We start from the raw sequence: 11577 nt of genomic DNA, 5'->3' as shown, positions 1-11577 counted from the left end.
GTACCTTTCCGGAGCGCTGAAGCGCAACTACGTACCTTTCCGGAGCGCTGAAGCGCAACTACGTACCTTTCCGGAGCGCTGAAGCGCAACTACGTACCTGCACTGCAAACATGAGATGCTGCCATTACTTCGGTTCGTGACTCGCAATCCGCTTGCCTTCGCCATCGTACACCTGCATCGGAATTTTCGCATTTTCCGCGATCGCCTCCAAGGCCTTTTGCAAAGTAGCAACGTGCTTTTCCACAGCTTGGCGACTCTTCACAGAATTATTGTTATTCGCCTGAATGAAAGTTTGTTGCAACTTCTCCACGTAATCGGAATTCATCTGCACCGCAATCAAACCATTGCTCACAGTATAGTCACAAATTTTTGGCTTGCCTTTGCAAGTTCTATCTAAATCCGTGCGCGCTTTTTGCAAGTTTCTTTCTTCCCGCAACTTAACTTCCGCTTGCTGCAATGATGTTGTATAGGATTCTATCAGCGGTTTGGCTTTTTGGGAATAGGAAGTAGCCGCCGGAACTTGCTCCGCGTAACTCAAAGCTCTTCGCCAGTTTTCCGATGCTTTAAACCAGCCGTTTTTGCCCTCAAAAATTCGAGCTTCCGCTGCTAAAGTCACAGCTTGAGTGTAGGCATTTTCCGAAATTCCTTCCACATTTCGGCGCTCGCGAGCTTGTGAAAGCTTGGTTTCGTATTTCGGAACTAGCAATCTACCTAGTTGATAAGATTGCGTGTTGCTGGGAATTTCTGATATAATTCCTAGGGCTTTTTCCCAACCTGCTTCCACTTGTCCCCATGTCTGCGATGTCTGAGCTACTGCTTCCCGAGCTTCTGCTATTTGGGCTGCACTTTTGGCGGCGATCAACAGTTTTTCGGCTTGTTTTTCTGTGCCTAATTGCCGATTTCCAGTGGCTAAATTCTTTCGGTATTCCTTCGCCTTTGTCTGAGCATATGGATAAACTGGGCTGCTTGTGGGGATTTCTCCGAGTTGGCCGATCGCACTTTGCCACAATTTTTCGGCTTGCTGCAAGCTCTGTTCGGAAACAGGCGGATTTTGGGTTTTCCCGGCTGCGGACTGTGCGAGGCGCGCTGCATCGATCGCAGACGTGATATTTTGACTTTGCTCCTGATATTTTTCGATCGCAGTTTGAGCCTCACCGCGATGAATTGACCAAGCCGGAATTGGTTCCAAAAGTGCGATCGCCTGTTTTAACTGTTCCTGCGCCTCTTCCGGGCTGCTAGCAACCTTGGAAGTTTTCAGAGTCTTCGCCGAATTGTCGCTCAACTGTTTGGCATTGGCTAATGCAGTACATTCTCCGATGACGCAGGGGCGACTCAGCAGGTAATAACCGCCCGCCAAAATCACCGCCACCAGACTTACCATTCCGGCCGCCACCAACATCGTAAACGGTGAAGTCTTCGGCGTTTCGGCGACTGTTACCGCTTCCATATCCAGCGCATCGAAGGGATTTTCTGCGATATTTTCCGGGATTGCAGCTACCTTAAAGGCGATCGGATCGGAATCGCTGGAACTCTCGGAAAAATTAGGGAAATATTCATCACCGCCCGCATTTTTAACATCCGTTTCTAACGGCATTTCCTCCGCTACATCCGCCGTCTCAGCAGCATTTTCGGCTAAAACTATCCCCGTTTCTGCTGCGGGTTGCTTCTCGGGTTTTTTTAGCACTTCCACTGTTCTGGGTCTTGACAAAACAGGGTTGTGCATGGTAAAAGAATGGAAAGCATAAGGCTGTTTTTGCCCGGTGATTTTGAGGCAAAGTCCAATCTGTTGAATCGATTCCGGTTCTATTTCGAGAATTGCTGCTTCTAGCACCGCAAAAGTCGGTTTAGCTTTGAGAACTAAACTGCGCGGGTGTTCTCCCACGACAGTTAAAGAGTCATCTCGAAAATCGCAACTGATATAAAGCGGTAAATTTTTAAATCCGGCTGCTTGCAAGTGCTTTTGTAACTCTACTTCTAGAATTTGTGCCTTGCTTTGTCGCGCTGCTACTGTCATATTTTTTCCTCCTCTGTCTACTATCACCACACTTGAAATTTTAGATTTTAGATTTTAGATTTTAGATTTTAGATTGCAATTTCGGATTGTGAAATTGCAAAATAGTCGGTATTCTGATTTGTTTGAACTTTTGCACAAACTCAGGCAAATCTTAAGTCTCAAATCTCAACTCTCAAATCTTAACTCTCAAATTTCAACTTGCAAGGCCTCTCCATAACTTTCGCTGAAATAAACTTGAGTCACATCAAAACGGCCGCCGTATTGTTTCAAAGGTTCTGCTGCATAACCAAGCGGTAGCAAACAGCATACATCTACTTCTGCGGGAATTTGAAAGGCTTCTTTCACCTTAGCTGCGACAAAACCTTCCATCGGACAACTGTCTACTCCAAAGCTTTTAGCTGCAATCATTAAATGAGCTACTGCGAGCATTGTATGTCTGTTTGTCCAAGCTTCTACGGACTCAAAGCATGGATGGTTCTCGAACAATTGCGGGATTGCTTGTCGCATATAACCAGCTAAATTCTCGTTCATTCCACCTACGGCTTTGCCCAATTCGATGACGGCTTCGGTGTTTTCGGGTTGGGCGGCGCGCCGATCGCCACAACAGATTAACACGATTGGGGCTTCTACCACTTGCCGCTGGTCGAAGGCACAAGCTTTTAATTTTTCTTTGCTGGCTGGATCTTTAAGTACAATAAACCGCCAAGGCTGCAAATTATAACCGGAGGGCGATCGCACTCCCAAGCGCAAAATCTCTGCCAATATTGCTGGGGGAATCGGATCGCACTTGAAGCTGCGCGCGGCCCGCCGGCTTTCGATCGCATTAGTTATTGGTTATTGGTTATTGGTTATTGGTTATTGGTTATTGGTTATTGGTTATTGGTTATTGGTTATTGGTTATTGGTTATTGGTTATTGGTTACTGGTTATTGGAATAACAACTACCAACTACCAACTGTCAACTGTCAACTGTCAACTGTCAACTGTCAACTGTCAACTGTCAACTGTCAACTGTCAACTGTCAACTGTCAACTGTCAACTGTCAACTCTATCCCAAGCCCAACTCGCGTTTGAGTAAATTAATCGACTTAGAGCCGATGTAATTTTCCGAGCATACCAGTTGCGGAGGACGAATAATATCCTCTCTGGCGGCGTTAATCGCAGCTTTTACTGTAGCAAAACTCGGTTGGTCGCAGAAAATAGTTCTAGCCGATCGCACGATCGAGTTAATCTTGTAAGCATCCGACAGCAAAGCCGTCATCACCAGCAAATCCTCGCCCCGGAGACTGTGAATAATCACTTCAGTCGATCGCAACATTCCCGAACTCAGACTGACAATACCCAAATAACTATCCTTCGGCAAACTCCCCACTAACTGAATTTCCTGAACATAATCATAGATGTCTACGGGAATCACTCGCACCGAACGCGGCGCCGAAATCAATTCCGCTTGTCCGATAAAATAACGACTGGTGATTACAGTTCCCGCAGAGATGTTATCCAGAAAAGTACCTAAATCTTCCATCGCCACTAACTGGATGGGAATCCGCAAAGCTTGTTCCAGTTCTTTCGCCATCAGCTCACCCACGCCGATGTCTTCTGTGGGGGCTGTGACGACCACCCGCGCGCTGCACCGGAGTCGCCAGTCAATTTCGGCCAAAAATAATTCCCTAGCTTGGTTGAGCGTACAGCCCTGTCCCAGCAGTTGATCCATACTTTCTTGCACTATTTTATTGGCAAGGGGATATTCATCAAGAATCGGGGATTTGAGTTTGCTGCCGCCTTCGTGCCCTTGGGCGCGCACGTAAATCCCCGATCCGGCTTGGGCTTCTACGAGTCCGGTATTTTCTAGTTGTCGGTATACTTTGCTGATGGTGTTGCGGTGCAAACCCGTCTGCATCGCTAGCTGCCTCGTGCTGGGCAAGCGGTGCCCGGGCGGAAACTGGCGCGAGGCGATCGCAAACCTGATTTGATTGAATAGTTGCGTAGATGCAGGGATCTCGCTATCTGTTTGAATATGAAACTGAACCATATTAAAGGCTCCGACGACTTTAATTTAATATTTTTATAGGATCTATATACCGCACATGGGATTGCCCGGATATCTCTGCATATAGCATAATCTGATTTGGTTCCTTTGCGACGGCGGTTTTGCTTGGTTTGCGATCGAGCCTGATTGTTCAGGTACTTTCAAGTCTTAGCCGTAGCGTGCGTCAGCAAAAATAATTCTGAATCCTCACAGACGATCTCATTCTGACGCACCAGCTAACAAATTGTACGTCAGAATGAGATTGTGAATTTGTCGCAAAAATTTGCCAAGCTGACGCACCCTATTTAACTCATTTGATCTCTTCCAAAAATATCTAGGCGGGCAAGATGCCCATCCCACAATTTTTTTTTGCTTGTGGGATGGGCATCTTGCCCGTCCCAAATTGTTTATTTTGTGGGATGGGCATCTTGCCCGTCCCAAAGCATCTTGCCCGTCCCAAATTGTTTATTTTGTGGGATGGGCATCTTGCCCGTCCCAAATTGTTTATTTTGTGGGATGGGCATCTTGCCCGTCCCAAATTTTATTAAAAACACTTTGGCAATCTCATCTATTCTTCCTAGGCACGCTACTGCACTTAATTTGATTTAATCTACGGCTATTTCCATCTCACTTGCAGTCTTTCTCCCCTTCATAAAATAAGTCCGCATTTCCCCTTTACCCTTAATCTCAATCAAACCCCGCTCTTGAAATTCATATTTATCCCGCAGCAACTCGTAAGTATAGATACTAACTTGAATGCTGCCGGGGATGCCGTGAGATTCCATGCGGCTGGCTGTATTCACCGCATTTCCCCACAAATCGTAAATGAATTTTTTAGTGCCGATTACCCCCGCTACCACCGGGCCGCTATTAATTCCGATGCGGATGTCAAAATTCGAGTCTAGCTTCACATTTAATTCCTGAATTGCCGCTAGCATATCCAGTGCCATTTCGGCGATCGCCTCTGCGTGATCTGGGCGCTCAATGGGAATGCCACCTACTACCATATAAGCGTCCCCGATCGTCTTAATTTTTTCCAACCCGTGCTTGTCAGTCAGTTGGTCAAAAGTTGAAAAAATTTCATTCAGCAAGTATACCAATTTTGTGGCGGACATCGTAGTAGAAATTTGAGTAAAATTCACCAAGTCAGCGAAAAGAATTGTAGCTTTTTCAAACTTGTCCGCAATTACCCCCGGTTCGTGCTTCAACCTATCTGCAATAGCTTCTGGTAAAATATTTAGCAGCAAACTATCAGTTTTTTTCTGTTCTTTTCTGAGAGCAGATTCCATCTGCTTGCGCTTGGTGATATCGTGAAAGAATACAGAAATGCCATCGTGAGAAGGAAAAGCCCGCACTTCCAACCAGACTTTTAAGGGATGATAATATTTGTCAAAAGTTACTCCGACTTGTTTAGATACAGCTTCATGAGACTCTTTATAGAATACCGAATTTACTAAATCTGGATACTCTTCCCAAAAATTTTTACCAAAAAGTTCTTCCGGCTCGCGCTGCAAAAATTGCGCTGCTTTATAATTGACGTAAGTAAATCGCCACTGGGGATCGAGAGCAAAAAAAGCATCACTCATTCCTTCTAAAAAATTGACAATTTGCTCGTCACTAGAACGGAGTTTTGCTTCTACTTGTTTTTGCCTGAGTTGCGCCCGCTTTAATTTAGCATAATTAATTCGCAACTCCATTTGGCTAATAACTTGCCTTCCTAAAGTCCGCAGGGCTTCTAGTTGTTCTGAGGTGAGATGGCGAGGAACTGTATCTATGGCGCACAAAGTGCCAATGGGGAAACCCTCAGGAGTTACTAACGGTGCCCCAGCATAAAACCGAATATTTGGATCGGAAGTTACTAGCGGATTGCCGGCAAAGCGATCGTCTTCCATAGCATTAGGTATAACTAGCAATTCATTGGGATTTAAAATAGCGTGAGAGCAAAATGCTATCTCTCTGGGAGTTTCTGTTGCTCCAAGACCGACTTTTGATTTAAACCACTGTCTGTTAGTATCTACTAAGCTGACTAAAGCAATAGGAGTGCCGCAAATATAGGATGCTAAAGCTGTTAAGTCATCAAAAGCTCCTTCGGCATCTGTATCGAGAATATTGTAGTGGTTAAGTGCTTTTAGCCTGTCTGCTTCATTGCTAGGCAAAGGTGCAGATTGCATCGGTGGCGGTGCGACTACACTTTTTGTCCGAAAAATGCGCGCCAGTCTCCGTGCTGCAAATTTTTGGACTTGCACCGCTAGTTTTTCAACGAACACAAACAGACCGATTTGCCAAGCTTTATTCATATTTATTTATGTTGGTCACACATGATGGAACTGCGGGCGATCGCACTGAAAGCATCTCAGGTTTGCATTTGTAGTGCATTTCAAGAGTTCTCGTGCTATGTATAGCACGCAAGCCAGCACAGCACTTTCAACAGTTGACAGTTGACAGTTGACAGTTGACAGTTTGAGAGCGACCTCTACCCTTAAGTCAGAGGATTGGAGTAATGAATAGTCTAATTTTCATTTCTCCCTCAAAGGGAAAGGCTTTCAACCAATTCTTTCTGGTAAAAAAAATGCTTTTTGCAAAAATTGAGATGCTGGCGATCGCACTTTTGGCGATCGATACCTATGCACTTATCCCAACTAAGTCCTCAATCTCCAGAGCTTTTGTTGGCAGTTCCCCCGTCAATACTTCTCTACCCCCTGCGCTCACAAGTATATCATCCTCAATGCGTATCCCCCGGACATCCGCAAATTTACCCAACTCGTCCCAGTTTACGAAATTTTCATATTTGGCGCGAGTTTCTGGGTTATTTAAGATAGCCGGAACTTGGTAAAAACCCGGTTCAATCGATACCAGCATTCCCGATCGCAAAACACGATTAAGTCGCAAAAATCCCAGCCCAAACCGACTGCTTCTCACTCTCCCCGCTTCATAGCCTGCCAAATCTCCCAAATCTTCCATATCGTGAACATCCAAACCAATTAAATGTCCGATTCCGTGCACAAAAAACAGCGCGTGAGCATCCATTTCTACCAAATCGTCAACATTACCCCGCAAAATACCCAAATCGACCAATCCTTCCGCCATAATTCTAGCAGCCAAAAGGTGAATGTCTTGATATTCCACGCCGGGACTAATCTTATCAATACAAGCATCATGGGCTGCCAAAACTACATCATAAATCGCTCTTTGAGTCGGAGAAAACTTGCCCGAAACCGGCCAAGTGCGAGTCACATCAGCCGCCCATCCCATTGACGATTCTGCACCGACATCTGCTAACAGCAAATCTCCTGCTTGTACCGGATTGTGATAGTGTTCGCTGTGCAAAACTTCCCCCTGCACGGTGACAATACTTGGGTAGGCGTAAGTCATATTTTCCGAGATGATCACACTTTCCATAGCCGCCCGCACACCCGCTTCAATCTTAGCTGTTGGAGTTGCCCTCATGCCCGCTTTGTGAGCTGCTACGGTGACAGCCGCAGCTTGACGCAATTCAACCAAACTGGCTGCATCGTGGCTCAGGCGCAGCGAGACGATCGCCTGAGTTAACTCTAGATCGATGCCGGTTGGCGATTTGGAGGGTGCTAAAGAGCGATCTAGAATATCCGACTGTTGCAACCGGATCGAGCTATCCTGAAGGGCGATCGTAGCTGCATTTGTCCCTCGCGCTTTCAACTCACTCATGGGGAAAGCAGCATCAGCGCCAATTCGTTCAGCAATTTCCGCTCTTTTCGGCATTTCCCCGTGCCAAAGCGTGCTACCAGGATCGGCATCATCTAAGAACAGTTCTAACTTGCCCGATTCTAAACGAATCGCTGCATTTTCTAACGGCAAACCAGCAAAATATAGAAAGTGACTGCTGGCGCGAAAAGGATAAACAAGTGCCGGATAATTGCGAGGAATGCTGCGGCCAGACCATAGAATTACAGGAAAATCAATTAAACTGGCCAGTTTTTGCCGCCGTTCGTGTAAAATATTTCTTAACAATTCATCACCTTTTGTAATTTGCATGGGTCAAAATTCATAATTTTGAGTTCGGTTTGTAGTAAGGACTTCAGTCCTTTGATTCTAAGCATCACAGCACAAAAGTCCAGGCTTCAAATTTAGCAGCCATTTTGGGGAAAAGCCTCATCTTTATTTTCTTTTTTGCTGCACTCTTTAGTGCTATGTTTGCGATCGTCTTTGTCATCATCCTGGGCCTAATTTTGTTCACCACGAACCTTCGCCGACTGCCAGGATAAAAAAGCTGAAAGTGTTACTGCACAAGCAATACAGCAAGAATTCAACACCCGGGATCTGCCAAATTAGTCGATCGGATTGTTGTTGATTTTGTGACATGAGTAATAGCCTCTATTGACGATCGTATATTTTAGACTTTAAAGTATAAGTAAATTCACTGAAAAAAATATGAAAACTTCTCACACAACTTCTAAAACTTCGGTGCAAGTACGCGATTGGCCGATCGAACACTTGCCGGGATTGAGCAACGCAAACCAGTCTCAACTAGAAGAGTGCGGCATCACAACAATCGGACAACTAATTCGGATGACGAAAACACCGGCGGCGAAAGTGCTGCTAGCACAGCAATTACAGATTAACGTTCAAAATCTTAATAAATGGGTAGCAATGGCAGAGCTGGCTCGAATTCCGAGTGTAGGCTGTCAGTATTGCGGGCTGTTGCTGCACGCAGGCGTTGCTTCAGCCGCTCAATTGGCTCAAATGCCTGTGGAGAGACTGCACCAACAAATTCTGAGACTCCACGTAGCGACAATGCAGCGCAATGATTTGACTCCTTCAGTCGATCGCGTGCAAAAATGGGTTCTACAAGCTAGATTAGTTAGCAGTCATTAGTTATTGGTTATTAGTTATTAGTTATTGGTTATTGGTTATTTGTTGCTTCCAATGCCCAATGCTTTTCGACCCAATTCCCAATTCCCAATTCCCAATTCCCAAATATTATGTCTGTTCAAGTTTACGGAATTCCCAACTGCGGAACCTGCAAAAAAGCTTTCCAGTGGCTCAAAGATAATGCTGTTATTTACGAGTTTATTAATACAAAAGAACAGCCACCCACTCGCGAAACCATTCACAACTGGGTAGATTCTTTAGGTTTTCAACCAATGCGAAATACATCCGGTCAATCTTACCGCGCCTTGGGCGACGACAAGAAAGAGTGGACGAGTGAAAAATGGGTTGAAGCCTTTGCTAGAGATGCAATGCTGCTGAAACGTCCTCTTTTTGTTAAAGATGGAACGGCTGTGTTAGTAGGTTTCAAAGCCGAAGTAATTCGCGAAAAATTAGGGATTTGAACAAACTAAGTTCAGCGTATTTTTCGCATAAACTTCATTTCACCGATATCATCAGTGAAACCCCAGCGTTTGTAAAATGGTATCATTTTCGGCAAACAGTTAAGAGACAAATTCTCCACGGCTTGCAGTTGGGGATGATTTAAGACTGCATCCATCAACACCTTACCCAGTCCCATCTTTCTGTATGTTGGGTGGACAATTACATCAAAAATCGTGGCTCTGTAGACAAAATCAGTCATGACGCGAGTAAAGCCAATTAGTCGTAGCTTGCGGGGCGGGACGCCATCGCCCTCATCGACCAAACCAATGATAACATCCGTGGCGGCAAGCATTTTCACCACATCCTCGCGAGTGCGCTTGTCGCACCAAAACTCGTTTTTGTACAAATCCATCAAGTCGGAAACCTGACTTTCAGTCAGAGTTTCGACGATTCGATACTTATCCATGTTGTCGGTCATACTGAATTTTACCGTAATCTAGTTTAATTGCGCGATCGGCTAGATCGAAATAGCGATCGTCATGACTAATCACAAACACCGTTTTCCCGCGGCGCTTCAACTCCGGTAACAACTGCTTGTAAAAAATATCCCGAAAAAACGGGTCTTGATCCGAAGCCCACTCATCAAACAAATAAATCGGCCTATCTTCCAAATAAGCCGTCAACAAAGCCAACCGTTTTCGCTGCCCCTGAGACAAAGCCGTAGTAGATAAAATACCATCTTTCACCTCAACCTTCTTATCCAAATGAAATTCTCGCAGATATTCAGCCGCCTGATTGTCCAAATCGTGATTAGTCATCCCCAAAAGCCTTTCAAATAAATAGAAATCCGAAAAAATAGCAGAAAAATGCTGCCTGTACCACTCTCTGTTGTCATTAGTAATCGGCTGTCCATCTAGGAGAATCTCTCCCGATTCAGGAATGTACAAACCAGTAAGTAACTTAGCAAAAGTAGACTTACCGCTGCCATTACCACCCACAATAAACACCAATTCACCCGGATGAAACTTTAAACTAATTTCGCCCAAAACAAAATTACTGTCTTCCTTATCTCCCGGATAGCTGTGAGTAGTCCCCTTCAACTCCAGGATTTTCCAATCAGCATTTTTCACTGGTTGAAGCGCAGCATTTATCTCAGCTTGACTCGCCAAAGCCAATCCCATTCTCTCAATTTTTTCTACAGCAGTATTGGCTCGAAAAATCTCTGGCAGCCTTTCCAAAATATTCTGAAACGGAGACATCAAATACGTACTTGTCAAAATGTAAGCCGACAAAACAGAAGTAGAAACTGGCACAAATTTGGGCAAAGCAAACAATAGCAAACCCATCAACATAAAAAACAGCAATTGCCCGACTCCAATCGCCAGCGCTCCAGTATTCAGGGCCTGCAAATTGTAATCGCGGGAATCAGCAGCGCTTACCTGTAATTCTTCAGTAAAAAACTCTTGGCGACGCAAAGAGTGCAGCTTTAGTTCCTTAATTCCGTCAGTAATGCTGCGAAAATGCTTAAACAATACATCTTTTTCTTCTCTGGCTAAATCGAAGAATTTCCGCATTTTATTGAGCAGCAGTTGTATAGCGCCAATTGTCACCGCCAAAAAAGCAAAGACAACGGCAAAAACTGCCCCAGAAAGCGTACTTAAATAAATCAAACATCCAACCACAATGGCGATATCAATGCACAGAAAAGGAATCACAAATATAGTATTGGAAAGCGTTCCCACATCGTCAGTCAGAGTAGCCAGCAAGCGACTAGCGCCCAATTCTTCCAACTGTCGCAAAGGAGAAGACAAAATCCCTCGGCTTAAACTCAGCCGCAGATTGTAAACAGCTTCTTGAGAAAGGTAGATTAACAAAAATTGGGATATAACTCCGGTGATGAGGGCTAAAACTGCCAATCCAGCAAAATACCAGACTAAATTTTGATTGGAATTATCGCTGATGGCGCGGTTGATGAGAGCAATTAATTGGGCGCTGCAACCACCGCTAATTAAGCCTGTGAGTATGGCGATGGAAACATTCAACCAAGAAGCTTTTAATAGTAGCCAGATTACATTCATGCGATTTTATTCCAAATTTAAGCTTTGAACTCTGGCGCTCTAGATGAATTTAATTATGTCATTGCGAGTCCTGCGAAGCAATCTCAAGATTCTGCGATTGCTTCGCTAAGAGCTCGCAATGACATTGCATCTATTCACCAACAAACCAAATTATTGTTTTACTGTTAC

General features: G+C 44.8%; 9 protein-coding genes. 2 read left to right on the top strand and 7 right to left on the bottom strand.

What is annotated here, in order from left to right:
- Window positions 1–124 precede the first annotated feature (124 nt).
- The 5 genes from JGK20_RS31465 to JGK20_RS31445 all read right to left on the bottom strand — a co-directional run bounded on the left by JGK20_RS31465 (window position 125) and on the right by JGK20_RS31445 (window position 8053).
- Complete coding sequence (locus JGK20_RS31465; protein WP_293233418.1) at window positions 125–2014, bottom strand: hypothetical protein; 1890 nt, start codon at window positions 2012–2014, stop codon at window positions 125–127.
- Window positions 2015–2200: 186 nt separating this feature from the next.
- Complete coding sequence (locus JGK20_RS31460) at window positions 2201–2776, bottom strand: nitroreductase family protein (RefSeq protein ID WP_293233416.1); 576 nt, start codon at window positions 2774–2776, stop codon at window positions 2201–2203.
- A 285-nt stretch (window positions 2777–3061) separates the two neighbouring features.
- Complete coding sequence (locus tag JGK20_RS31455; RefSeq protein WP_293186711.1) at window positions 3062–4045, bottom strand: GntR family transcriptional regulator; 984 nt, start codon at window positions 4043–4045, stop codon at window positions 3062–3064.
- 602 nt (window positions 4046–4647) lie between these two features.
- Entirely contained in the window at window positions 4648–6339 is a 1692-nt protein-coding gene (locus tag JGK20_RS31450; protein WP_293196462.1) for an adenylate/guanylate cyclase domain-containing protein, read from the bottom strand.
- A 325-nt stretch (window positions 6340–6664) separates the two neighbouring features.
- Complete coding sequence (locus tag JGK20_RS31445; protein ID WP_293186713.1) at window positions 6665–8053, bottom strand: aminopeptidase P family protein; 1389 nt, start codon at window positions 8051–8053, stop codon at window positions 6665–6667.
- Between the two features lie 396 nt (window positions 8054–8449).
- Between JGK20_RS31445 and JGK20_RS31440 the strand changes: the two genes are divergently transcribed.
- Together JGK20_RS31440 and JGK20_RS31435 are read left to right on the top strand one after the other, a co-directional pair.
- Window positions 8450–8893 carry a DUF4332 domain-containing protein gene (locus JGK20_RS31440; protein ID WP_293186714.1) on the top strand — a complete coding sequence of 148 codons (444 nt, stop codon included), beginning with the start codon at window positions 8450–8452 and terminating at the stop codon, window positions 8891–8893.
- A 107-nt stretch (window positions 8894–9000) separates the two neighbouring features.
- Window positions 9001–9351, top strand: a complete 351-nt coding sequence (locus JGK20_RS31435) for a Spx/MgsR family RNA polymerase-binding regulatory protein (protein ID WP_293196460.1) — start codon at window positions 9001–9003, stop codon at window positions 9349–9351.
- A gap of 11 nt (window positions 9352–9362) precedes the next feature.
- Here the strand turns inward: JGK20_RS31435 and JGK20_RS31430 are convergent, their stop codons facing one another.
- Window positions 9363–9809 carry a GNAT family N-acetyltransferase gene (locus JGK20_RS31430; protein ID WP_293196458.1) on the bottom strand — a complete coding sequence of 149 codons (447 nt, stop codon included), beginning with the start codon at window positions 9807–9809 and terminating at the stop codon, window positions 9363–9365.
- Entirely contained in the window at window positions 9790–11409 is a 1620-nt protein-coding gene (locus JGK20_RS31425) for a cyclic peptide export ABC transporter (protein ID WP_293233414.1), read from the bottom strand. Before JGK20_RS31425 ends, JGK20_RS31430 begins: the two co-directional genes overlap by 20 nt.
- Between the last annotated feature and the right edge of the window lie 168 nt (window positions 11410–11577).

This window comes from Microcoleus sp. PH2017_05_CCC_O_A (assembly GCF_020738785.1).
Classification (GTDB): Bacteria; Cyanobacteriota; Cyanobacteriia; order Cyanobacteriales; family Microcoleaceae; genus Microcoleus.
Note: the sequence above shows the minus strand (reverse complement) of the source record. Positions and strands in the feature narration are given on the sequence as shown.

Excerpts from the sequence above, each read along its gene's own strand:
- JGK20_RS31455 (WP_293186711.1), bottom strand. The coding sequence starts at position 4,045 with ATGGTTCAGTTTCATATTCAAACAGATAGCGAGATCCCTGCATCTACG.
- JGK20_RS31440 (WP_293186714.1), top strand. The coding sequence starts at position 8,450 with ATGAAAACTTCTCACACAACTTCTAAAACTTCGGTGCAAGTACGCGAT.
- JGK20_RS31430 (WP_293196458.1), bottom strand. The coding sequence starts at position 9,809 with ATGACCGACAACATGGATAAGTATCGAATCGTCGAAACTCTGACTGAA.
- JGK20_RS31425 (WP_293233414.1), bottom strand. The coding sequence starts at position 11,409 with ATGAATGTAATCTGGCTACTATTAAAAGCTTCTTGGTTGAATGTTTCC.
- JGK20_RS31445 (WP_293186713.1), bottom strand. The coding sequence starts at position 8,053 with ATGCAAATTACAAAAGGTGATGAATTGTTAAGAAATATTTTACACGAA.
- JGK20_RS31450 (WP_293196462.1), bottom strand. The coding sequence starts at position 6,339 with ATGAATAAAGCTTGGCAAATCGGTCTGTTTGTGTTCGTTGAAAAACTA.
- JGK20_RS31435 (WP_293196460.1), top strand. The coding sequence starts at position 9,001 with ATGTCTGTTCAAGTTTACGGAATTCCCAACTGCGGAACCTGCAAAAAA.
- JGK20_RS31465 (WP_293233418.1), bottom strand. The coding sequence starts at position 2,014 with ATGACAGTAGCAGCGCGACAAAGCAAGGCACAAATTCTAGAAGTAGAG.